Below are 21653 nucleotides of genomic sequence, written 5' to 3' on the forward strand. Positions count from 1 at the left end.
GCAAAATGCCCGACTCTGGCCATCGTGATCCTGCAGTTGCGCGCCTTCGCTTTGCCGGATTGATTATTGCGGCAGTAGCGGTTGTTGTGGCGGCAGCCGGTATCTGGGTTCGCCTCAGTCACGCACACGATTTGGAACAAGAGGTCGAAGCCAGGCATGTGACGGTTAAAGTGGTATTGCCCCAACTTGGCCCCGGCGTACAGACGCTGATTTTGCCGGGAAACGTGCGCGCCGACCTCGATGCGCCGATTTATGCCAGGGTGAGCGGCTATCTCAAGAACTGGTATACCGACATTGGTGCGAGAGTTAAAAAAGGACAATTGCTGGGAGAAATAGAAACACCGGAGCTTGACCAGCAAATACTGCGGGCGCGGGCCGATGTGTCGACCGCCGAGTCGAATCTGGAAATTGCCGACATCACCGCAAAGCGCTGGCAGAATCTCGTGTTCTCTAATTCGGTTTCCCGTCAGGAATCCGATGAAAAGACAGCGGATGCCAAATCCAAGCGTGACATTCTGAATGCCGCGAAAGCCAACCTGGAAAGCCTGCTGGCAAGTCAATCGTTCCAGCGTATCGTCGCGCCTTTCGACGGTGTGGTCACCGAGCGCAATACCGATATCGGCAAGTTGATCAATCCGGGAAGCAACAACGGGCAAGCCTTGTTCCGGGTTGTCGACAACCGGAGATTGCGGATATACACGGAGGTGCCTCAGAATTTCATCTACCTGATCAAGCCGAACATGAAGGTGAAAATTTATTTTCCGGAGCTTCCAACGCAGGGTTTTGCGGCGATTGTTCTGAGTACCTCGAATGCTATCCGCGAGTCTTCCCGCACCTCGACGGTCGAACTGTTGATGGAAAACAAGGGAGGCAAGCTGTTCTCCGGAAGTTATGCGGAAGTGCACTTCGACCTGCCTTCCAGTACAACGGTATTCCGTTTGCCGGTGAGTGCTTTGTTGTTTCGCAAAGAGGGGCTGCAGGTGGCAACCGTGGGTGCCGACGATCGGGTCGTTCTTAAATCCATCGCGATCGTGCGCGATTTGGGGCGGGTGGTGGAAGTGGATAGAGGAATCGACAGCAATGACCGGGTGATTGACAGCCCGTCGGATTCCATCGTGCAGGGCGATATTGTGCGCATCAAGAATGCAGACGCCGAACCGAAACCCGGGGCCGCGCCATGAGCGCAATCCGGCTGGCACCGTCGATACTCTGCGCATTGCTGCTCGCAGGCTGTTCCGAAGCGCCTGCTTACAAAATACCCGAGGTTGCGGCGCCCGCGGCCTATCAGGGGCCAACCTCGATCTGGCAGCCCGCGCAGCCTGCGGACACTCTGCCGCGCGGGGATTGGTGGAAAGCGTACAACGATCCCACGCTCGACGACCTGATCAAACGCCTGGACGCTGCCAATGCAGATCTTGCCGTGGCAATGGGGCATTTCGACCAGGCGACCGCCTATGCCGCACAGGCGCGCGCAAGTTATTTCCCGACCGTCTCGGCAGGGGCATATGCGACACGCAACAGGCAGTCGCAAAACCGCGCGCTACGCTCCCCTTCGCAGCCCAATGTGTACGGAGACAACGCGCTCGGTTTGATGGCCTCGTATGAGGTCGACTTGTGGGGGCATGTGCGCAATCAGGTTGCAGCCGGCGAAGCCGGTGCGCAGGCGGCAGCGGCGGAACTGGAGTCGATTCATCTGAGTTTGAGGGCGGAACTTGCCAACGACTATCTGACCTTGCGCATGCTGGATGGGCAATCCAAATTGCTGTTCGACGAAGTCGATGCGTATGCCCAAGCGTTAACTTTCACGCAAAATCGTTTTCAAGGCGGCATCGATTCGGCACTGGACGTCTCCCGTGCGAAAGTGCAGCTTGAGACAGCACAAGCCGAGATCTCGGATATCGCCGCGAGCAGGGCGCTTTACCAGCACGCGATTGCCACCCTGGTCGGCGAATCCGCCTCCGGTTTCTCCATTGCGCCTGCCGTGGTGAACATCCAGTTGCCTGCCATCCCGGTGGGTGTCCCGGCCACGCTGTTGCAACGCAGGCCGGATATCTCCGCGGCGGAGCGCCATTTGGCAGAAGCCAACGCCCGTATCGGTGTGGCAAAATCGGCATTTTTCCCGACGATCGACCTCGGCGGCGCCGCCGGATATGAAAGCACCTACCAGACGGGATTGATGAATGCTCCCAATTTGTTCTGGTTAATCGGGCCGAATGCCCTGATGACCATTTTCGACGCAGGCCGCCGCCAGGCGGTAGTCGATCAGGAAGAGGCCGCATTCAAGGTGGCCGGTGCCAGATACCGTTCCACCGTGCTGCAGGCCTTTCAGGAAGTCGAGGACAATCTTTCGCTCTTGAGTGATCTGACGGAAGAATCCAAGGCGCTGGATGCTGCTGTCACGGATACCCAAAACACGCTGGATATTGCCATGAACCGTTATCGCGAAGGTGTTGCAAGTTATCTGGAAGTAGTGACAGCACAAGCCACTGCCCAGCAGATTCAGCTCGACGCATTGAATCTGCGCCGGAGAAGATTGCAGGCTAGCGTCAACCTTATTCGGGCGCTGGGTGGAGGGTGGGAGGCAGCCCAAATCGCCTCCCGTTGAAACCCGTTCACATGGCAATCTACCGGGTCACTCAGCTTTCCGCAAAACCCAAGTTAGAAAGTAATACGCATCGTGGCCAGCGTGGCGTGGTTCAGGTTGACAACCTGCGTTCCATGTACGATCTGATATCCAATCCCAACTATTGCCTTGACGCGGCCCTTGATCACGAATCGACCGATAGTAGTCCCATAGGTGATCATCATTTGACTTTTACCGGCAAGCGCCCCGTCATACCAGTGTATATAGTTGGTTTCAATCTCCGGCCAGAACTTGCCCACATGTCCTTGCAATGCCATATTCCAGGTAAGAGGCCTTCCTAGAGTGCTCAACCCGCCCGATGGAACAGCCATTCCCAATGTGCTCTGAATATCTACCCCCGACTGTCGATCGCCCCACCCCTTACCGGCAGCGATGGTGGGCGTGACAAGCGTGTGATTGGTGGTAAACGCATTGCCCCCGGTTTGCAGGCTCGTTCCGAGGAAAGCGGTGACGATGTAATTGCCATGCTCTTCGTTTGCCGAAAGCATCCGATATTTCAGCAGCAAATTCTCATCAGCAACTCCGGTGACACTAGGTTTGTTTGGAACGTCTTTTACTTGATAGGCCGGCACACCGACAATGATCTCGGTATTCCTGCTTGGGATAATTTCAATCCCTTTGCCGCCCCCGTAACTGTCAATGGTTGTGCCAGCTTTAGGTTTGGGCACATCTGAATGGCTATAGTCGAATCTGTACTCCTGCTCCAGACGCGGGGTTACTGTCACCAGGGGTGTCATCCAGTGCGGTTGTTCTTCCTGGGTGCTGCTGACATTGGCCAACCAGTTTGAAAAAAATGATTCATCTTCGGCAAACGCAGGCAATGAAATCAAACTGGTGGCCATGACTATCACCGCGGAATGTATTTTCTTGGGTTTGATCATCTCGATTATCTCCTTAAATTTAAACGCCAATTCATGACTGGGCGATTGCTTTTGATCATTGAATGAGTAAAGCAAAATTTCGCTCTGAAAATTTTCAGTTCATCAACGCTTCGTTATGTATATAACGACATAACGAAGCGAGTCTCTGCAAGAGGCGTGCCGAAAAAGATATTGCTTTTATAATTAATGAGTTACATCAAAAACTAGGCAGGTGGGCGCAATTAATGCAGCCTTTTATGTAGGATTTACAACGCGGTTTGGAGCAAAGTTCACGATACTGAATCGCTTCAATAACTGGGTTGCACGCAGGGAAATTGGTCATTGCGCTCTGATTGACTGCGTTTCCGTTTGAGTGGCAATGAAGAACCCCAGTCAAACGAAAATGCCGCTTAAGTGGGGGTAGTTGCAGGAATGATACAGTCGAAATCGCCACCTGGAAGTTCGTATTCATCTCTGGAAGCCGGTATCAGGAGACCACCAAATCCATCGAAAGAACCGAAAAAACTGCAACGCTATCCAGCTTTTATAGAATGTTCAATCTGGCAGCATTGTTAAATTTGCGTTAAATTTTCAAGAGTAGCGAATTTAGCGATTAGGGGGTAAGCCACATATTTATTGACCTATATCAATATGTTGCAGGAAAACTACGTATCCCTACTTATTGCAATGAAATATTTGAAGTGGTAGACGTTGAAGTGTAATTTGCGCCTCGGACTAGGCGGGATACCCCACCGATCCAATTATTTCGCTAGGGATTGGCCCGATCGAATTATTGAATATCAAATCTGAGGAGATCATTCAAATGCAAAAGAAACTCATCGCACTGGCTGTCGCTGCAGCATTCTCTGCCCCGGCATTTGCAGATGTGACTATGTACGGTAACGTTGACGCAGCTGTTGCCCACGCTTCCGCCGACGGCCAAAAGAGCGATACGATTGCTGTTTCGGGCGGCCTGTCTGCATCCCGCCTTGGCGTGAAAGGTGCTGAAGACCTGAGCAACGGCATGAAAGCTGTTGTTGTCCTGGAATATGGTCTGGATCCGCAAACCAACTCGACCGTTGGTACAGGCGGTGTGGGTAATTCAAGCGTTGTTGCGCGTCAACAAATGCTGGCTTTGGCAGGCGACTTCGGAACTGTTGCAACAGGCTACCTGCAAACAACCGCCTATGACTGGGCTGTCAAGTTCGACCCAACAGCCGATTCGCTAGTGTCTCCGCTGCAAAACGTCACCGCAGGCAGCACTTTCCTGATCGGTTCCGCAACAGGTGCAGCCCGTGCCCAACGCGCGCTGGCCTATATCTCTCCGAATATGGGGGGGGTGACAGTTGCAGTGAACTACTCAACTGCTCTGGCTGGTGTGGGTAACTTGACTGCACTTTCTACTACAGCTGTCGATCCTAAAACTTCCGCATTCTTGCTGTCGGCAAATTACGACAATGGCCCTTTGTCAGTCGGCGCTGTGTATACGGGCGCAACTGCTGGTACGACCTACCTGCCTGCGCTTGCCACAGAAACCTCTACATTATCGGCTACGGACATTGCGTTGGGTGCGTCGTATGACTTCACCGTGGTCAAGCTGTTTGCAACCTATCAGACATCCAAGACCGGCACGAACAACGTAGTTGTTACGTCGGGAACTAACAAGGCTATGTCCGTTAGTGCTGTAGCTCCAGTCGGCCCAGGCGCTATTGCGCTCAGCTATGCGAAGAACACTATAGATGCGAGCAGTACTCTGTCGAGCTTGTCTAAGGTCGGCACTGGAACTGATATGGGTGCTTCTGGCGTTACTTTGGCTTGGCTGCAAGGTCTGTCCAAGACAACAACGTTCTATGCTGCGTATACCAAAACGAGTCAAGGTACAAACACTCGTTCTTATAGCGTGATTAATGATGCGCTGGCAGGCACCAGCATGACCGCTGGCGGAAGCTCTTCCATGCTGGCAGTGGGTCTGAACAAGAAGTTCTAAGCACAAAAGCTTTAATCGGATTTTCCGGTGCAATACTGAACGGCCACCTTCGGGTGGCCGTATTATTTGACACTGTCTTGCCAATTGCTTAAATTGCCTAGGTTGCCACAGGAGGATGACATGTTGAATCTGGATAATCTGATTATTGAATTTGATAAAGGTCTGCGCACCTTGTTCGCCAAAGCGCCGACCGCGCGCCCCTATCCGGATGCTGATATCGCCGACTCGTCCCTGAGCGATTCGGAAAAGAAGCATGCAGCCGCGCTGATGCGCATCAATCACACCGGCGAAATATGCGCGCAGGCCTTGTACCAGGGCCAGGCGCTGACGGCGCGCGATCCGGGGGTGCAGGAGAAGCTGGAGCATGCGGCGTGGGAAGAAACCGAACATCTGGCCTGGACCTCGCACCGGGTGCACGAACTGGGTGGACGCTTGAGCCTGCTCAATCCGTTCTGGTACACCAGTTCGCTCGCACTAGGCGCATTGGCGGGTGCGCTGGGCGACAAATGGAATCTGGGTTTCCTGGCCGAAACCGAACGTCAGGTCGGTGCGCACCTGCAAAGCCATCTGGACAGTTTGCCGAAGCAGGACGCCAAGAGTCGCGCCGTGGCACAGCAAATGTACACGGATGAAGTCGGCCATGCCGATATGGCAGTGGAGCTGGGCGCGGCGGAATTGCCGTTGCCGGTGAAACTGGCGATGCGGGGTATGTCGAAGGTAATGACGAAGACGGTTTATTGGGTTTGACCGTCATTCCGGCCCTTCGATAAACTCAGGACAGGCTGACCTACGGTCAGGCCGGAATGACGAAAAGCTTATCCCTCCACGATCTCGAAATCGTGCGTCACCTTCGCCGTTTTCCCCAGCATGATGGAAGCAGAGCAGTATTTGTCGGCGGATAGCTTGATGGCGCGTTCGACTTGCTCGCGCTTGAGGTCTTTGCCCGTTACCACAAAGTGCAGGTGAATCTTCGTGAACACTTTGGGGTCGGTCTCGGCGCGGTCGGACTGGATGTCCACCACGCAATCGGAGATTTGCTGCCGCCCTTTTTTCAGGATGGTCACCACATCGTAAGCGGTGCAAGCGCCGGTGCCGATCAGCAACATCTCCATCGGTCGCGGTCCCAGGTTGCGACCGCCGCCGGCGGGCGGGCCGTCCATCACAACCGAGTGACCGCTCTCGGTCTCACCGATGAAGGAAACTTCTTCTACCCATTTGATGCGTGCTCTCATGTGACACTCCGTTGGTTGGTTTTGATGGAAGGCTGACGAGGACGTCGGCGCTCCAATGGCGGCTTCTGCTATGTCAGGATTTTAACTGATACCACAACATTCCAATTAATTCATGCAGGAATATCCGGCTGTCGCGTAAAGCATAGGCGTTCGGCACAAAAGCGAGCAAATCTGTCCGGTAGCGCGTGGTGTATCCGGTCGGGGCGGGAACGACCTGAAACCCGGCAGCCTGAAACGCCTGCACAGCACGTGGCATGTGCGAGGCGTGCGTGACAAGGTAGATGCGAGTGATGCCGACCCGTTGGAGCACCTGACGACACAGGCGCGCATTTTCCAGCGTGTTGTCCGAAGCCCCTTCAGACCACTGTACCGGAACATTGAATTCGTGTTCCAGCACCTGTTTCATCTGTTCCGCTTCGGAGGTGCTGTTGCCCAGCGGCGCGCCGCCAGTCACCAGGATGGGTTTCAATGTCTCACGGTACAGCTTGGCGGCATAGCGCAAGCGCTCCAGCGTATCCTTGTTTGTCGTATCGCCGCCGTATTCCGGCGCGTGAAAATAAGTGCCGCCACCCAGCACCACGATGGCATCTGCCTGCGGTCTTCTCGTGTCATTGACGAAGGGTTTGCCTTCCAATCCATGCAGCAAGGTTTCCGCAAAATAGGGTGTGGAGAGCAGCCACAGCAAGCCGAATGCCGTGGTCATCAGAATGCGGGCGATCAGCGGGCGTGAATGCCAGAGCCAAAGGCCGAGTGCCGCGATGAGCAGCAGATTGAGTGGCGGCAGCAGAAACGTGCCGATGAGGTTGGTGAAGAACCAGGACATTGCATATCTCGATCAGTTGAAAGCATGCGCATTATGGCAGAGCGTGCACGAGTACCCGAACGTCACAATAAAATCATCTGAACGTCATTAAAGTTTCGCATATCGCGGCGAAACTGCGAGGCATGAAAATTCTGCTCAAATACTGGCGCTGGTTGATTCCGCTGCTGTTGTGGAGTGCAGATGCCAATGCCTGGGGGCTATATACCCACGTCTATTTCGCCCAGATGCTGCTGTGGGCGGTCCCGCTCACCGACCCGCGCTATCGCCGCGCGATCAAATCGTTTCCCAAACTGGTGCTGGCCGGCGCCTGCCTGCCGGATCTCGCGTTGCTGAGCGAGCATTCCTGGGGCGAACCGTTTTCTACCACGCACCAATGGCAGCGGGCGCGAAAACTGTTGGACGATGCCAAGAGCGATGAGGAATATGCCCTCTCTCTGGGCTTCGTCAGTCACTTGCTGGTGGACGTGATCGCCCACAACCACTTTGTCCCCGCACACGAGAAGATGTGGGGAAATATCCCGATGCTGACACATGCGGCATGCGAGTGGGCAATGGACATGCACATTCGTGCACAACTCTTTGCGGAGCCCAGCGAGCTGATGCATGCGCATCGCGCAGAACTGGCGCAATACGTGGCACAGCATTTTTCCTGCTCGCACAATTTGGCCAAACGCGGTGTGAACATACTGGCGGGTGCAGAGAGTCTGCTGCGCACCAGCCGCTTGTCGCATCTGTGTTACCACGGGGCAAGCTTGCTCGACTCCGGGATGCAGCGCCGGTTCAACTATTATCTGAGCGAGACCGGTGCGAGATTGACGCACATCGACCGCATCCTGCTGGGCGAAGAACCGATATGGGACGCCAATCCGCATGCCGATGATCCCATACTGCGACAACGCATCGAGCTCGTCACGCCGCAGCAATTGCGCCATCGCATCCCGCTACCGCAGGACGTATTCAGCAAGGTTTAAGCTGCATTCCTCGCCAGTTTGAACTGGCCGATCGCCTCGAATAGTGCTCTGGAGGAATTGGCGAGGGTCTGCATTTCGTTGCCGGCCTGCTCGATATCGGTCGCGGTATTGGCGCTGATTGTTGCGACCGAGTTGATATTGAGCCAGATGTCTTCGCCCGCTGCCGACTGATCCTCGGTGGACGAGGCGATCTGGCGCATCATGTCGGTGACGATGAGCACGGAACTCTCGATCTGGCGCAGTAGTTGTCCCATGCCTTCCCCGTGCCGCACGCCTTGCGCTACTTCCTGCTTGGCCAGGGCCATGGCACGGGTCGCCTCGTCGGTTTCGCTTTCGATCAGCTGGACGATCTTGGTGATGTCTGCGGTGGCACTGGTGGTCCGTTCGGCCAATTTGCGCACCTCGCTGGCAACCACCGCAAAACCGCGCCCCTGTTCTCCCGCGCGCGCCGCCTCGATGGCCGCATTGAGCGCGAGCAGGTTGGTCTGTTCCGCGATCTCTTTGATCATGCTGCTGACGCTGCCAATGCGTTGGATGGCAATATTCAGTTCGTTCATGGTTTTTACGGAAGAGCCGACTGTTTGGTCGATCTGGCTCAGCGCAAGTATCGTGGACTGCCCGGTTTCGCTTCCGGACTGCACCAAAGCCAGGGTCTGCCTTGCTGCAGCGGAAGCCTGTGCCGCATTCGCGGCGATCGTCTTGATCGTGTTGCCCATGCCTTCGATGGCACCGCTCACCTGGAATACCTTGGCAGACTGTTCCTTGGCATTCGCGGTGACCGAGTGCGCCATCTGGCTGACCCCGTGAGCTGTCTTGTGGGTCTGGTTGGCCGAGACATGCACCTCGTGCAGGATGGTTTCGAAACGCGCAATGAAAGTGTTGATCGTGCCGGACAGATGGCTGATCTCGTCATTATTGTGCGATGTCAGCCGGCGGCTCAGGTCGCCGTTGTGCAGGTGATTGATTTCGTCGACGATGTGCTCCAGCCGTTTGCGCAGGTTGCGGCCGAACAGGGTTTCAGTGACCACGGTAATGATCCCCAGCGCCATCATCGGCAGCAAGACAATCCACAGTACCCGGCTCATGACACTATCTATCCTGTGTTCGGAAGCGAGTTCGATATCCTTGTTAGCGTCGACCAGCTTGTCCAGTTCCTGCACCATCGGGGAGAGGTACATACCGTAAAGCGAATCCGGAATTTGCAGCGCATCGGCGGGGCTGGTCGCGGCGATCTTGATCGCACCCTTGAATCCCTGGGCATATGCGCCCCATTGCGCGGACATCTTTTTAAGGGAATCGTGCAAGGCGGGCAGATCCGAGGAGTCGGAAACGCGCTTCAGCAATTCGCGCATGTGTGCGTCGGCTTGTTCAAGCTGTGCCGAAGTCTCGGCCGGAATCGGATCGCTGCGGCTGATAGCCAGGGCCGTCGCCTTGACCTCGATCAGGCTTTTGTCCATCGTCTGCATCGACTGATAGATGCGGAATTCCTGGCGCAATTGGTTCAGATTGATCATGACAAAAACGATCACGGTCAGCATGCCCAGCAGCGAGATACCCATCATCAGGCGCAACTGTTGTTGCAGGGTAAGAGATTTAAGCAATGCAGAAAGTCGCATCATGCGGAACCTCCGGAATGTGGAATGAAACGAAAAATCAGATCAGGAACGACAGACCCGCGATCATGCCGCCAAGTGCGGCGCCTGCCAGCACGTCGCTGGGATAGTGCAGGCCGAGTATCGGGCGCGACAGTCCGACCATCACGCTGAACGGCAGCACCAGCCAGATCAGCGCCGGGAAGTAGGCGATGGCGACGATGCTGAATGCCACTGCATGCATGGTGTGGCCAGAAGGGAAGCTGAACTGGTCCAGCGTCTTGCCGGCGCAGACGATGGCCGGATAGACATTGAACGGACGCGGGCGCAGGGTTTTACCCTTGATGAATTTGTAGCATGCCGTGCCGATCAATCCGACGACGATCATGTGAAATACGGCAGGAATTGCTGCACTTTGATATTGCAGCAGCAACACGATCATCAGCACATACCAGAACATTCCGTCGCCCAGGCGGCTGAACAGGCGAAACAGATTGCGCACCGTGAAGTTGCGGCTGCGCCTGTTGCAGAAGGCGCAGAGCTCCATATCCCAGGTTTTAATCTGTTGCAGCGGAAAGTTCAGGTTGGACATTTTGTACTCCCTGTTTGCGGACGGTATCGAGCAGTACCGCTTCCATCTCGCTCATGATGTGTTCCCAGGTCAGTGCTTCCACGGTCTGACGCGCGGCGATACGCAAGCGTTGCACTCGCTCCATGTCGGAGATCAGCCCCGTCGAGAGTTTGACGAAGGCATCGGTGTCGGCGAACGGCACCAGCAAACCGTTCTCGTCGTGGCGCATGTGCTGGCGTGCGGCGGCATAGTCGTATGCGACCGTGGCCAGGCCGCTGGCCATCGCCTCGACGGTCACGTTGCCGTAAGTCTCGGTCAGGCTGGGATAAAGAAAGATATCGCCGGAAGCGTAGTGCTGTGCCAGCGGTTCTCCGGTCAGCATCCCGGCGAAGATCACATGCGGGTGCTGTTTCTCCAGATCGGCGCGGGCCGGGCCATCGCCCACCATCACCAGACGTGCCAGCGGATTGACCTTGCGCATTTGCTCGAATGCCTGGATGACGACATGCAGGTTCTTTTCCGGGGCGATACGGCTAACCAGCATCACCACCGGAGTGCTTTCGTCGGCGTTCCATGAGGCGCGCAACTCGGCACTGCGCTTGGCGGGGTGGAACAGTTGCGCATCCACGCCGCGCGAAACCACGAATACGTTCTTGTACCCCTCGAATTCCAGCTGTTGCTGCAGCGAAACCGTGGGTACCAGCGTGCATGCTGCCTTGTTGTGGAAGTGGCGCAGATAGGCGGCAATGGGTTTCTTCAGCAGGCCGACGCCGTAGTGTTGCGAGTAGCTGTGGAAGTTGGTGTGGAAATCCGTGCTCACCGGGATGTTCAACTTGCGCGCGGCAGACAGGGCAGACCAGCCCAGCGGACCTTCGGTGGCAATATGCACGATATCGGGGCGCTGCAGCTTCCACAGGCGCATCAGCAAGCCCTTGGCGGGCAGCCCGGATTTCAGTTCGGGGTAACCGGGTATGGGCATGCCGGTCACCAGCGTTTCCGTGTAGCCATCCTCATTTGCTGCCACATCCTGCTTGAACTGGCGCGGGCGGATCATGTGGATGAGGTGCTGGCGTTTGCGCAAGCCCTGCACCATGCGGCCGATGGTGATGGCGACGCCGTTTACTTCGGGCAGGTAGGTTTCAGTGACCAGTGCGATATTCAGCGGCACCGGCGTATTGAGGTTCTGGTCTGGTGTATTCATGATGCGCATGCTGCCGCTCGCGCATGAATATTTGATTAAACCAATTTGAAAGTTTTATGACGGCACTTCTAGTGCAGCAGCACCAATCCCCATACCGCCAGCACATTGATCAGGCTTACCAGCACTGCCGAACTCCCGATGTCCTTTGCGCGCTTCGCGAGGTCGTGGTTCTCCAGCGAGATGCGATCGACGGTGGCCTCGATGGCGGAGTTAAGCAGTTCGATCATGATGACCAGCAACACGCTGGCGATCATCAATGCCTTGCCGAGATAAGCCACAGGCAACCACAATGCCAATGGAATGAGAATGGTGGCGAGCAGGACTTCCTGCCGGAATGCATCTTCGTGCTTGTAGGCGGCGCGAAACCCGGCCAGCGAATACCCGAAAGCATTCCACAAACGCACCAGACCTGTTTTACCCTTGTAAGGACTTTCCATCGAACGGCTCCTGAATTAATACACAAATGTGCAGCTGCGATATATCGGCGAAACTTCTCCAGCAAAAAGAACGCGCACCATACCGAGTGCGCGCAAAGGGGAGGCGGAATGAAACGGGAAAACTATGCGGCCTTCTTCATGAAATGTTTGGCGTAGCGTGCATTCATGCGCGATACCGGCATCAGGATGAACAGGTCGGCGCAGTTGAAATCCGGATCCCATGCCGGTTCGCCGGCGATGTAGGCGCCCAGGCGCAGGTAGCCCTTGATCAGCGGCGGGATGGTGACTTCCAGGTTCTGGTTCAGGGATTCCAGCGGCAGGCGGCAATGCGGGAACACGTGATATTCGGCGGGCGCACCGTGCAGCTTGTGCACCTTGTTGTAAACGCTGGCGGCGTAGTGTCCGCCGTCGCCCATGCTGATGCTGGCGCAGCCGATCAGGTATTCGTGGCCGTGCTTGCCGATGTAATCGGCCAGGCCGCTCCACAACTGGGTGATGGTCGATCCGTCACGGTAATCGGGATGCACGCAGGAACGGCCGACTTCCACCATGCGGTCGCGCAGGTGCATCAGACGCGACAGGTCGAATTCGGTCTCGGAATAATATCCGCCCGCGTTGACTGCCTGTTCCGGCGGCAGGATGCGATAAGTACCGACGACCTTGTCGTTACCGTGATCGCGTACAAGCAGGTGGTCGCAGAATTCGTCGAAGCGGTCGATATCGAGACCCAAAGCAGCGCTGGGCAATTTTGCGCCCATTTCTTCGGCGAACACCTTGTAGCGCACGCGCTGGGCTTCCGCCACTTCGGCAACGGTACGCGCCAGACTGAAAGTGAGTCTGCCTTGTGCTTCGCGGTGTTCTTGCTTGATCAGGTCCAGCATGGTGTTCTCCCGTTGAGTTGATGACGGAAGATTAGCGACCGTATGTTGCACCGGGGTTAAGGGAATATGAAAAATTGATTAAGCTATTTCAGCGGGTGGCTTACCACCTCTTGCGCAAGCGAAGGATGCAGCAATACACAGTAAAGCGACTGGAAATGTTGTTCGTTCCCGGCATGTTCGTGTGCAACTTCCAATTGAGAAGCTGATGCAGGTGCAGCGTGCATGGCGGCAAGCGTCGCGCTGATATGTTGCCGCACCGCGCCGGTCAGGTTGCGCCTGTCGGTGCCGCTCGCGTCCAGCGGGGGTGTGGCAACGAGCTGTACATGCAACTCGGCCGTACTCAGTATGTTCCACATTGAGGTGCCGAATGAAATTTCGTCTATATAGGCGGAAGCCAGGCAGTGCGTGCCTGACCTATCCTGATAACGGATGGCAATGGGATGCACCAGCGCTCCGGCATCGATGGCGGGTTGCAACAGCGAAGAATGGAAATGTTCGACCTTCAGTCCGTCGGTGGTGGTCCCTTCCGGGAAGATGGCCAGACATTCGCCGCGTTGCAGCAAGTCGACCAATTGCACATTGATGCGCGCCGCGGAACGCGCCTTGCCGCGTTCGATGAACAGGGTCTGCGCGCGCGCACACAACCAGCCGATGACCGGCCAGCGACGTACTTCGGATTTGGCCACGAAGCGCATCGGCACCACGGCATTGAGCACAAACACGTCCAGCCAGGAGATATGGTTGGTAACGATGAGGCCGTGGCGCAACGCGTGCAGCGGATCGCCTTCAGCGATTTCGATCCTGACGTTGAAGATATCCAGCAATCCGGCAGACCAGTTTTGCAGGATGCGTCGTCGTATCGCCAACCCAAACCACGGATAGGCGATCGCCAGCGTCAGGCCGTAGCCGATATGCAGCGCGACGCGCGCGGCGCGGAACAGGGCGATCAGTCGTCGGGTCAAAGTTTTTTACCGGTCATGCAATCGAAAATACGGAAAACGTGCAGAAATAATCCAGGGTTCCCCCCAGGCCTTGTGTGAACAGCATGCTGCGTATGCTGTGCAAGCGGTTATGTGTGACTTCCTTGTTGTCCTTGGCAAACAGTTTCATGGGGTCTCCTTCATTGTCTGGCAACGGTATTGCGTACTTCGATGAACAGGCTGTTGCCATTCGTCTTCTTTGCCATCTTCTTGGCATCGGTCATGGCGGCTGAAACTTCGTGATGGGACAGGAATTGGCGTGGCGCGACCTGGATTGCGCCGATGGACAAGCTGGTGAGCGGGTGGAATTTCACATTGCCGTCGCGCCCTTCGCTGTTGTAACCGCCTGCAGCAAGGTGTTCTTCCCTGAACAACAGTTCGGCGGCTTGCTCGAACGAGCGCAACGCCTGCTCGCAGCGCGCTTTCCAGTCACGGCTTTGCAACAGCAGAATAAAATCGTCGCCGCCGATGTGGCCGATGAAATCAAGCTTGGGGTCGCAGGCCCAGCTCAGGATGCGGCCCGTGAGCTGGATCATCTCGTCGCCCTTGCGGTAGCTGTAGGTATCGTTGAAGGGCTTGAAGTGATCGAGGTCGCAATAGCAGGCGACGAAAGGCGTATTCGCCAGCAGCAGTCGTTCGATATGTTCGTTGATCGGCACATTGCCCGGGAGCAGGGTCAGCGGATTGGCGTAACGCGCCGCTTCCAGTTGCATCTGCGTCAGTTCACGCAACAGGTCCTGGCCGGAAGAAACGCCGATATAGCGCCCGTTCTCGGTGATGATGAAACCGTCGGCAAAATGGCGGCTGTCCGCCTCGGCCATGAAGTGGCTGAGCTCTTCGATGGGCATGCCTTTTTCCACCAGCAGCGGATCGCCCTGGATCAGGTCGCTGCAGGGTTTCTTGCTGTGCAGTTCGCGCTGGAACGGCTTGGAGAAACGGTCAATGAAGTGATATCGGTTGATCAGCCCGAGCGGCACGCTGTTCTTGACGACCGGAATGATGCGCAGCGCCGGGTTGACATTGAAGCGCTCGAAGATGTGGTCGATCAGCGTGTCGGGGTGTACCGGTTCGACATAGGTCAGCAGCTTGTGTGCCGTGGTTTGCGAACGCTGGTAGAAATCGGCCTTGGGAAACAGGGCGATGTTGGATGAATTGATGATGCGGCTGGTCTCGGTGGATGCCAGCAGCGGCGGCGTGGGACTGGGTCGCGCGATGAAATACCCCTGTCCCAACGCGATGCCGATGTCCTTTACCACGCGCAACTCTGCTTCGGTCTCCACGCCTTCCGCGATCACATGCGTGCCGCAGCTTTCGGCGATATGCTGGATGGATTTCAGGAACTGCAGCTTGATCGGGTCGTGATCCACCCCCTGCACGAAATGCATGTCGATCTTGATGAACTCGGGGCGCAACTCCGACCACAGGCGCAGGCTGGAAAATCCCTCGCCCAGGTCGTCGATGGCGATCTTGAAGCCCATTCCGCGGTAATGCAGCAAGGCATCGCGCATGCCCTCGAAATCGAAGGTCGGCTGGTTCTCGGTGATCTCAATGATCACGCGCGCCGGATCGAGCCCTAGCTGTTTCAGGAACGCCAGCGTCTGGCCGTCCTTGAAACTGGGATTGGTCAACGTCTCCGGGCTGACGTTGAGGAACAGGTTGCCCGGCAAGCTGAGTTTCGCGAATGTCTCCAGTACGACCTGGCGCGAAAGCATCTCCAGTTCCAGTTGCAGGCCCTGTTGTTCCGCCGCACCGAACAGGTTGATGGGGGAATGCAGCGGGCTGTCTGCCGGACCGCGTATCAAACCCTCGAAGCCCAGGAACTCGCCGCTCTTGAGATCGATGATGGGTTGAAACAGGGCGCTCAAGCGCCGCTGTTCGAGGATTTCACGGAGTGGCGACATGGCTTGTTCCTTGGGGCGCGGCATGAACTGGCTTGCCAAAAACTGCGCGCGAGCAGTGGTGCGGTACTTTTCGACAGGTAGAATGCTGAGCATGGAGTCCTCCTGCTTGCCTATTTAGGGTGCGGACGATACCGCCGGGTTGTTACATAAATATGACGGGAAAATGATGGAAATACTTGGTTTGCGGCACCGTGCGTCCGGCGTCAACTCCTGTTTTTCTGGTGCAGGGTTGCCGTTTGCGGACTATGTGCGCGATACGCAAGCCATGCTGCGGCAGCACCATGACGGCAAAAATGACCAGGAAGCTATCGTTGCAGGCAACACGCCATTTGAATTGTTGCCGGCAGGCGACTTCGAAAAAGGACGGGACAAGCCCTATCGGCGCGGCGTGCTGCTCACTCACGGATTAAGCGACTCTCCCTACCACATGCGCCATCTGGGCGCATTCTTCCAGCGCAACGGCTTTCGCGTGATGGCCGTGCTGCTGCCCGGGCACGGAACCCGGCCCGGTGATTTGCTTGAGGTGGATTGGCGGGAATGGGTGAGGACGGTGGCTTACGGCGCGGATTGCCTGGCTGCCGAGGTGGATGAACTCTATCTGGCGGGATTCTCGGCCGGTGCCGCATTAAGCCTGTTTCATGCGGGGCACGATAACCGGGTGCGAGGCCTGTTCCTGTTTTCGCCCGCGTTCGAGATCACTCCGCTGGCGAAGTGGGCGAATCTGCACAAGCTTTACAGCTGGCTGCGGCCGAAGGCGGCCTGGGTGGGTAACATGCAGGATCGCGATCTCTACAAATATGAATCGTTCTGCAAGAACGCGGCGGCGCAAATGTACAAACTGACGCAAGCCTTGCCGAAAAGCGGCGTGGACATCCCTGTATTCGCCGTTGCCAGCGCAGACGATGCCACCGTGAATTCGGCGGCGACGCTGCGTTTCATTCAGCAAGCGCGACATGTTTGCAGCAAGCTGGTGTGGTACTCGACAGCGAAGATCGAGCAGGAAAATATCGAGTGGGTGGATAGCGCAGTGCCTGAAAAACGTATTCTGGGCAGTGCGCACACCGCGATCGTCATGTCACCCGAAGATGCGTATTACGGCGCAAATGGCGAATATGCGAACTGCCTGCATTATTATGACAACGACAGCGAACGTTACAAGGCCTGCATGTCGCAGCCCCGGGAAGTCTGGTGGGGCGAAGTGAGCGAACAGAATCTTGAACACGGGCTGTTGCGACGATTGATGTACAACCCGCACTATGCGGCGATGGAAACGTCAATGCTGAAATTCATTCAAGGATTGCCATGAGTCAAACCTTGATCTACGCCCATCGCGGTGCAAACAAGGAAGCTGCAGAAAACACACGCAGCGCTTTCGATAAATCGCTGCGTCATGCCATCGACGGCATGGAGACTGATATTCAGCTCAGTCGCGATGAGGTTTGCGTGTTGTGGCACGACGACGATTTCGCCAAGCTGGGGCAGCGGCATAAACGCATCGACGACTACGATTACGCGCAGTTGAAGGAAATGAACTTTGCGGCGCATTTTTCCGGCGCAGCCAAAGAAGGTGCGTTGCGTTTGCAGGATTTTGTGTCCGCCTATCGCGCCCGATGCCGGCTTCTGCTGGAAATTAAAAATTATCCCGGCGAGCCTGAAGCGCGGCAGCAGATCAAAGTCCGGCAGACTCTGGACACGGCCGGCGAGGCGAATGGAGAGCGTATTCTGGTTTCGTCGTTTGATCTCAACAGTCTCATTTACGCGCACCAAATCGTGCCGCAATTTCCGCTCGTGCTCAATCTGGAGCGAGAGCATCAGGCCGATTTCGCACAGCAAACGCTGCGCGAGCTGCCCTGGCTGCACGGACTCTGCGTTCATATCGCCACGCTGGACGACGCGATGGTGGGCGTGGCGCGTGAGTGCGGAAAATTCATCGCGGTTTACACCTGCAACAGCGACGAGCAAATTCGCCGCGCATTGACGTTAGGCGTGGATGTGCTGATTAGCGATGTGCCCGAGAAGGCATTGAAGATGAGGGATCAATGAAACGGGATTTTGCAGCGCTGCAGGACGAATTCGACCTGCTGGTCTGCGGCGGCGGTATCTACGGTGCATGGACAGCTTATGACGCAGCACTGCGCGGGCTGAAGGTGGCGCTGGTGGAGCAGGGCGACTGGGCGAGCGCGACTTCATCGGCATCCAGCAAACTGATCCACGGCGGGCTGCGCTATCTGGAGACCTACGATTTCAAGCTGGTGCGCAAGGCGCTGAAGGAACGGCGCCTGTTGTTGCAGATCGCACCGCATCGTGTGTGGTCGTTGCGCTTCGGTGTGCCGGTATATGCGGACAGTCGCAACGGGACTTTGCTGCTGAAGGCGGGGTTGACCTTGTACGATGCGCTGGCGGGATTCCCAGGGGAACCTATGCGCCATCATCATCACCGGCAGCCGGAATTTTCCGGGCATTTTCCGTTTTTGAACGAGGTCGGTTTGCGCGGCGGCTTCACTTACGGCGATGCGCAGACGGATGATGCGCGGCTGGTGCTGGAACTGGTGGCGGGCGCGATGGCGCAGGGTGCGGTGTGCGTGAACTACGCCAGACTTGTTGCCTGGAACGAAACGCGCGGACAGGTGTGCGGTGCGACGGTGCATGACGCGGTAAGCGGCATCACGGCACAAGTGCGCGCCAGACAATGCGTGAGTACCGCCGGTCAGTGGACGACCGGGACGGAACAAGGCAGGTCATGGTGCCGCCTGAGCAAGGGCATCCATCTGGTGATGCCTGCCCTGAAAACGAGCGAGGCGATTTTGCTCACGGCGAAAGCGGACGGGCGCGTGTTCTTTATCATCCCGTGGTACGGGCGCACATTGTTGGGCACGACGGATACCGATTATCGTGGCGATATCGATAGCGTGGTGGTGGAAGCGGAAGACGTGGCGTACCTGCTCGCTGCGGCCAATCGCTATCTCAAGGCCGGGTGGACCAGGCACGACGTCATCGGCAGCTATGCGGGGGTGCGCGTGATGAAGCAGAGCGATGCCGCGCATCCTTCCGATGCCAGCCGGGACTGGGAGCTGAAAACGACCGGCAATGGACTGCTTTACGCCATCGGCGGCAAACTCACTTCGGCGCGCGAAGACGCGGCCGTCATTGTCGATACGGTATGTGCCCGTTCCGGTGTGGCAACCGGCTGCGCGACCGGAGGCCGGGAGTTTCCGTGGAAGCCGCCGCTGAATTTTGACTTGTGGTCCGCTCAAACCGGTGCGCAAGCGCAGCGCCTCGGCATTGATGCGGAGTGTGCGAAATGGCTGCAGCGCCGTCACGGCGTCCGCATCGAACAGGTATTCCAGCTAGTTGAGGAGACGCCGCAACTGGCGGCACGCATCGTGCCGGCGCTGCCGTTCATCCATGCCGATCTGTTGCGGTGCGCCCGCGACGAAATGGTTTTGCATCTGGCGGACCTGTTGCGCCGCCGCATGCCGCTGTTGATCCTGGCGCAACTGGATACAGCAGAGGTGCGGCATCTGGCCGAACTGGTCGCGCCTGTGCTGGGTTGGGATGAGGACAGGATTGCGCAAGAAGTCGAGGCTTGCAGTCCATGATCGTTGCCGTTGCACTTGATCTGGGCACGACTACGATCAAGGCGGGGCTGCTGTCGCGGGACGGCACGTTCGGAAGTCTCATCGCCAAGCCCGCCCCAAGGATCATTGCCGACGGCGGGCGATACGAAAGCGATGCGGGTGCCTATGCCGCGACTGCGGATGCGGTGCTGTCCGAATGCCTGGCACAGACCGGCGTGCGACCGCGACACGGTGGGGTGCAGCCCTCTGGTGCGGAAATGCACCCGCCGCTCGGCTTATGCAGCCAGCGTTCTTCCTTCCTGATATGGGATCGCGCCAGCGGACAGCCGATGACACCGCTCATTTCCTGGCAGGATGACAGAGGTGCAGAAAGCTGCGCCGCGCTACGCGACCGTGAAGGCACGATCCGCCAACTTACCGGCTTGCCGCTGACACCTTATTACCTGGCGCCCAAACTGCGCGTACTGTTGCGCGAGCATCCGACATGGCGCGAGCGTCTGTTGAGCGGTGACTGGTTGGTTGGCACGCTGGATACTTTTCTGATCTGGCGCTGGACGGAGGGAAAGCAGCATGTCATTGACGTTTCAATGGCTGCACGTACTTTGCTGATGGACGTTCATAACCAGCAGTGGTCGCCGACATTGTGCGAATTGTTCGATGTTCCGCAGCAGGCCATGCCGCAGATCAAACCTTCCACTGCGCTGAATATCCGTTTACGGAACGGTTTGCTCCTGCAGGCAAGCGTGGGCGATCAGTCGGCGGCACTGGTTGCCAGCATCTCCACCGGCGAGCCGGAAGCGCTGGTGAATCTGGGTACGGGAGGATTTGTGGCCTGCCATTTGCCGCAGCAGCGAAGCGCTCCGGATGGCTATCTGCAAACTCTGGTCTGGCAAGAACGGACGCAATTGGCGCATCTGGCCGTCGAAGGAACGCTCAACTCCATCGCCGCAGCGTTGGCACCGTATCCGGTCGGGGAATGTCACGTTGAAGAACTGGCCAGCGACGGCATCTTTTGCCTGGCGGAGCCGAGCGGGCTGGGAGCGCCGTATTTCCGCAGCGATTTGGGCCTCATGTTCTCGGAACCGGTCGAACATCTGGCTCCGCAGCGCATCGCACTGTTGCTGCAGGAAGCCATCATCTTTCGCGTCGCTCGGATACTGGAAGACTTCAAGAGAGAGTTTGGAATTGAACGGGTCTATCTTTCAGGCGGCTTGTCCGGCTTGCCCTGTCTGCAACAAGGAATCGCCCGGTGCGTGCCATGCGTTTCCTATCGTTTGTTGCAGGCGGAGGCCAGTCTGAGCGGGGCTGCACAGCTTGCCGCCGGTCTGTCCGGCACTGGCGGCCGAATCGCCCAAAAAATCGATGTATGCCAGTCTTCCTCCCGGCTCCCCGCAAAATATCGCCGGTGGAAGGATTGGCTGGACGGCTTATTGCAAACAAGGCCTTCCGGGCCGTCTGTCCAGGGTATTTGATAATGGTTTGACAGGGGGAGTGGTCTCGCATAGAATGCGCGCCCTTCGCAGTCTGTTATCCATTTTTAGTTTTAGGAAATGCCATGAAAACATTTTCCGCAAAGCCGCACGAAGTCCAGCATGACTGGTTGCTGGTTGATGCCGCCGACAAGATCCTGGGCCGTTTGGCCAGCCAGATCGCTATCCGCTTGCGCGGCAAGCATAAGGCCATCTACACACCGCACGTCGATACCGGCGATTTCGTCGTGGTCGTCAATGCCGACAAGTTGCGCGTGACCGGCAACAAGGCACAGGACAAGATGTACTATCGCCACACGGGCTATCCCGGCGGTATCTACGAAACCAACTTCCTCAAGTTGCAACAGCGCCATCCGCAGCGCGTTCTGCAAAAGGCCGTGCGCGGCATGTTGCCGAAGGGTCCTCTGGGCTATGCGATGTTGAGCAAGCTCAAGGTCTACGGCGGTGCGACTCATCCGCACAGTGCGCAGCAACCGAAACCCATTGATCTGTTGAAGGCTTAAAC

21 protein-coding genes are annotated in these 21653 nt (G+C 57.0%); 10 read left to right on the forward strand and 11 right to left on the reverse strand.

Going from position 1 to position 21653, the window contains the following annotated elements; genetic code table 11:
- The first annotated feature begins 5 nt into the window (after positions 1–5).
- Together QOY30_RS02780 and QOY30_RS02785 are read left to right on the forward strand one after the other, a co-directional pair.
- Complete coding sequence (locus QOY30_RS02780; protein ID WP_283743116.1) at positions 6–1181, forward strand: efflux RND transporter periplasmic adaptor subunit; 1176 nt, start codon at positions 6–8, stop codon at positions 1179–1181.
- Entirely contained in the window at positions 1178–2605 is a 1428-nt protein-coding gene (locus tag QOY30_RS02785; protein WP_283743117.1) for an efflux transporter outer membrane subunit, read from the forward strand. Before QOY30_RS02780 ends, QOY30_RS02785 begins: the two co-directional genes overlap by 4 nt.
- Before the next feature lie 53 nt (positions 2606–2658).
- Here QOY30_RS02785 and QOY30_RS02790 read toward each other — a convergent pair whose 3' ends face one another.
- On the reverse strand, positions 2659–3525 hold the full coding sequence (locus QOY30_RS02790) for a hypothetical protein (RefSeq protein ID WP_283743118.1): 867 nt from the start codon (positions 3523–3525) through the stop codon (positions 2659–2661).
- An 802-nt stretch (positions 3526–4327) separates the two neighbouring features.
- Between QOY30_RS02790 and QOY30_RS02795 the strand changes: the two genes are divergently transcribed.
- Together QOY30_RS02795 and coq7 are read left to right on the forward strand one after the other, a co-directional pair.
- The gene (locus QOY30_RS02795; RefSeq protein ID WP_283743119.1) at positions 4328–5491 is read left to right on the forward strand and encodes a porin; all 1164 of its coding nucleotides are present in this window, start codon (positions 4328–4330) and stop codon (positions 5489–5491) included.
- Positions 5492–5611: 120 nt separating this feature from the next.
- The gene (coq7, locus tag QOY30_RS02800; RefSeq protein ID WP_283743120.1) at positions 5612–6238 is read left to right on the forward strand and encodes a 2-polyprenyl-3-methyl-6-methoxy-1,4-benzoquinone monooxygenase; all 627 of its coding nucleotides are present in this window, start codon (positions 5612–5614) and stop codon (positions 6236–6238) included.
- Positions 6239–6306: 68 nt separating this feature from the next.
- Here coq7 and QOY30_RS02805 read toward each other — a convergent pair whose 3' ends face one another.
- Together QOY30_RS02805 and QOY30_RS02810 are read right to left on the reverse strand one after the other, a co-directional pair.
- Positions 6307–6723, reverse strand: coding sequence for an OsmC family protein (locus tag QOY30_RS02805; RefSeq protein WP_283743121.1), 417 nt, complete (start codon positions 6721–6723; stop codon positions 6307–6309).
- A gap of 73 nt (positions 6724–6796) precedes the next feature.
- On the reverse strand, positions 6797–7546 hold the full coding sequence (locus tag QOY30_RS02810; protein WP_283743122.1) for a YdcF family protein: 750 nt from the start codon (positions 7544–7546) through the stop codon (positions 6797–6799).
- Between the two features lie 122 nt (positions 7547–7668).
- Here QOY30_RS02810 and QOY30_RS02815 point away from each other — a divergent pair, with 122 nt between their 5' ends.
- Entirely contained in the window at positions 7669–8517 is an 849-nt protein-coding gene (locus tag QOY30_RS02815) for a zinc dependent phospholipase C family protein (RefSeq protein ID WP_283743123.1), read from the forward strand.
- Here the strand turns inward: QOY30_RS02815 and QOY30_RS02820 are convergent.
- From QOY30_RS02820 to QOY30_RS02855, 8 genes are all read right to left on the reverse strand, one after another.
- On the reverse strand, positions 8514–10136 hold the full coding sequence (locus QOY30_RS02820) for a methyl-accepting chemotaxis protein (protein WP_283743124.1): 1623 nt from the start codon (positions 10134–10136) through the stop codon (positions 8514–8516). The two genes, QOY30_RS02815 and QOY30_RS02820, sit on opposite strands and share 4 nt — an antisense overlap.
- Positions 10137–10170: 34 nt before the next feature.
- Positions 10171–10701 (reverse strand): phosphatase PAP2 family protein, encoded by a 531-nt coding sequence (locus tag QOY30_RS02825; protein ID WP_283743125.1) that lies wholly within the window; start codon positions 10699–10701, stop codon positions 10171–10173.
- The gene (locus QOY30_RS02830; protein WP_283743126.1) at positions 10667–11881 is read right to left on the reverse strand and encodes a glycosyltransferase family 4 protein; all 1215 of its coding nucleotides are present in this window, start codon (positions 11879–11881) and stop codon (positions 10667–10669) included. The genes QOY30_RS02825 and QOY30_RS02830 overlap by 35 nt, the downstream gene beginning before the upstream one ends.
- A gap of 68 nt (positions 11882–11949) precedes the next feature.
- Positions 11950–12318: a diacylglycerol kinase gene (locus QOY30_RS02835; RefSeq protein ID WP_283743127.1), complete on the reverse strand. Its 369-nt coding sequence runs from the start codon at positions 12316–12318 to the stop codon at positions 11950–11952.
- Between the two features lie 122 nt (positions 12319–12440).
- The gene (locus QOY30_RS02840; protein WP_283743128.1) at positions 12441–13199 is read right to left on the reverse strand and encodes a GNAT family N-acetyltransferase; all 759 of its coding nucleotides are present in this window, start codon (positions 13197–13199) and stop codon (positions 12441–12443) included.
- An 83-nt stretch (positions 13200–13282) separates the two neighbouring features.
- Positions 13283–14161: a lysophospholipid acyltransferase family protein gene (locus QOY30_RS02845; RefSeq protein WP_283743129.1), complete on the reverse strand. Its 879-nt coding sequence runs from the start codon at positions 14159–14161 to the stop codon at positions 13283–13285.
- A 13-nt stretch (positions 14162–14174) separates the two neighbouring features.
- A complete protein-coding gene (locus tag QOY30_RS02850; RefSeq protein WP_283743130.1) occupies positions 14175–14309 on the reverse strand; it encodes a hypothetical protein in 135 nt (44 codons plus the stop codon).
- Between the two features lie 10 nt (positions 14310–14319).
- Positions 14320–16173, reverse strand: coding sequence for a GGDEF domain-containing protein (locus QOY30_RS02855; RefSeq protein WP_283743131.1), 1854 nt, complete (start codon positions 16171–16173; stop codon positions 14320–14322).
- A 70-nt stretch (positions 16174–16243) separates the two neighbouring features.
- Between QOY30_RS02855 and QOY30_RS02860 the strand changes: the two genes are divergently transcribed.
- The 5 genes from QOY30_RS02860 (at position 16244) to rplM (ending at position 21651) form a co-directional block, all read left to right on the forward strand.
- On the forward strand, positions 16244–17386 hold the full coding sequence (locus QOY30_RS02860) for an alpha/beta hydrolase (protein WP_283743132.1): 1143 nt from the start codon (positions 16244–16246) through the stop codon (positions 17384–17386).
- The gene (locus tag QOY30_RS02865; protein ID WP_283743133.1) at positions 17383–18123 is read left to right on the forward strand and encodes a glycerophosphodiester phosphodiesterase; all 741 of its coding nucleotides are present in this window, start codon (positions 17383–17385) and stop codon (positions 18121–18123) included. The genes QOY30_RS02860 and QOY30_RS02865 overlap by 4 nt, the downstream gene beginning before the upstream one ends.
- Positions 18120–19679: a glycerol-3-phosphate dehydrogenase/oxidase gene (locus QOY30_RS02870; RefSeq protein WP_283743134.1), complete on the forward strand. Its 1560-nt coding sequence runs from the start codon at positions 18120–18122 to the stop codon at positions 19677–19679. The genes QOY30_RS02865 and QOY30_RS02870 overlap by 4 nt, the downstream gene beginning before the upstream one ends.
- Positions 19676–21130, forward strand: coding sequence for an FGGY family carbohydrate kinase (locus tag QOY30_RS02875; RefSeq protein ID WP_283743135.1), 1455 nt, complete (start codon positions 19676–19678; stop codon positions 21128–21130). Before QOY30_RS02870 ends, QOY30_RS02875 begins: the two co-directional genes overlap by 4 nt.
- An 83-nt stretch (positions 21131–21213) precedes the next feature.
- The gene (gene rplM, locus QOY30_RS02880) at positions 21214–21651 is read left to right on the forward strand and encodes a 50S ribosomal protein L13 (RefSeq protein WP_013030580.1); all 438 of its coding nucleotides are present in this window, start codon (positions 21214–21216) and stop codon (positions 21649–21651) included.
- Positions 21652–21653: the final 2 nt, after the last annotated feature.

It is taken from the genome of Sideroxydans sp. CL21 (assembly GCF_902459525.1).
Classification (GTDB): domain Bacteria; phylum Pseudomonadota; class Gammaproteobacteria; order Burkholderiales; family Gallionellaceae; genus Sideroxyarcus.

Bases quoted from the DNA above. Each gene is read 5' to 3' on its own strand.
- QOY30_RS02875 (WP_283743135.1), top strand. From the start codon at position 19,676: ATGATCGTTGCCGTTGCACTTGATCTGGGCACGACTACGATCAAGGCG.
- QOY30_RS02825 (WP_283743125.1), bottom strand. From the start codon at position 10,701: ATGTCCAACCTGAACTTTCCGCTGCAACAGATTAAAACCTGGGATATG.
- QOY30_RS02865 (WP_283743133.1), top strand. From the start codon at position 17,383: ATGAGTCAAACCTTGATCTACGCCCATCGCGGTGCAAACAAGGAAGCT.
- QOY30_RS02850 (WP_283743130.1), bottom strand. From the start codon at position 14,309: ATGAAACTGTTTGCCAAGGACAACAAGGAAGTCACACATAACCGCTTG.
- QOY30_RS02835 (WP_283743127.1), bottom strand. From the start codon at position 12,318: ATGGAAAGTCCTTACAAGGGTAAAACAGGTCTGGTGCGTTTGTGGAAT.
- QOY30_RS02870 (WP_283743134.1), top strand. From the start codon at position 18,120: ATGAAACGGGATTTTGCAGCGCTGCAGGACGAATTCGACCTGCTGGTC.
- QOY30_RS02805 (WP_283743121.1), bottom strand. From the start codon at position 6,723: ATGAGAGCACGCATCAAATGGGTAGAAGAAGTTTCCTTCATCGGTGAG.
- QOY30_RS02810 (WP_283743122.1), bottom strand. From the start codon at position 7,546: ATGTCCTGGTTCTTCACCAACCTCATCGGCACGTTTCTGCTGCCGCCA.
- QOY30_RS02795 (WP_283743119.1), top strand. From the start codon at position 4,328: ATGCAAAAGAAACTCATCGCACTGGCTGTCGCTGCAGCATTCTCTGCC.
- QOY30_RS02785 (WP_283743117.1), top strand. From the start codon at position 1,178: ATGAGCGCAATCCGGCTGGCACCGTCGATACTCTGCGCATTGCTGCTC.
- rplM (WP_013030580.1), top strand. From the start codon at position 21,214: ATGAAAACATTTTCCGCAAAGCCGCACGAAGTCCAGCATGACTGGTTG.
- QOY30_RS02855 (WP_283743131.1), bottom strand. From the start codon at position 16,173: ATGCTCAGCATTCTACCTGTCGAAAAGTACCGCACCACTGCTCGCGCG.
- QOY30_RS02830 (WP_283743126.1), bottom strand. From the start codon at position 11,881: ATGAATACACCAGACCAGAACCTCAATACGCCGGTGCCGCTGAATATC.
- QOY30_RS02860 (WP_283743132.1), top strand. From the start codon at position 16,244: ATGATGGAAATACTTGGTTTGCGGCACCGTGCGTCCGGCGTCAACTCC.
- QOY30_RS02820 (WP_283743124.1), bottom strand. From the start codon at position 10,136: ATGATGCGACTTTCTGCATTGCTTAAATCTCTTACCCTGCAACAACAG.
- QOY30_RS02790 (WP_283743118.1), bottom strand. From the start codon at position 3,525: ATGATCAAACCCAAGAAAATACATTCCGCGGTGATAGTCATGGCCACC.
- coq7 (WP_283743120.1), top strand. From the start codon at position 5,612: ATGTTGAATCTGGATAATCTGATTATTGAATTTGATAAAGGTCTGCGC.
- QOY30_RS02840 (WP_283743128.1), bottom strand. From the start codon at position 13,199: ATGCTGGACCTGATCAAGCAAGAACACCGCGAAGCACAAGGCAGACTC.
- QOY30_RS02780 (WP_283743116.1), top strand. From the start codon at position 6: ATGCCCGACTCTGGCCATCGTGATCCTGCAGTTGCGCGCCTTCGCTTT.
- QOY30_RS02815 (WP_283743123.1), top strand. From the start codon at position 7,669: ATGAAAATTCTGCTCAAATACTGGCGCTGGTTGATTCCGCTGCTGTTG.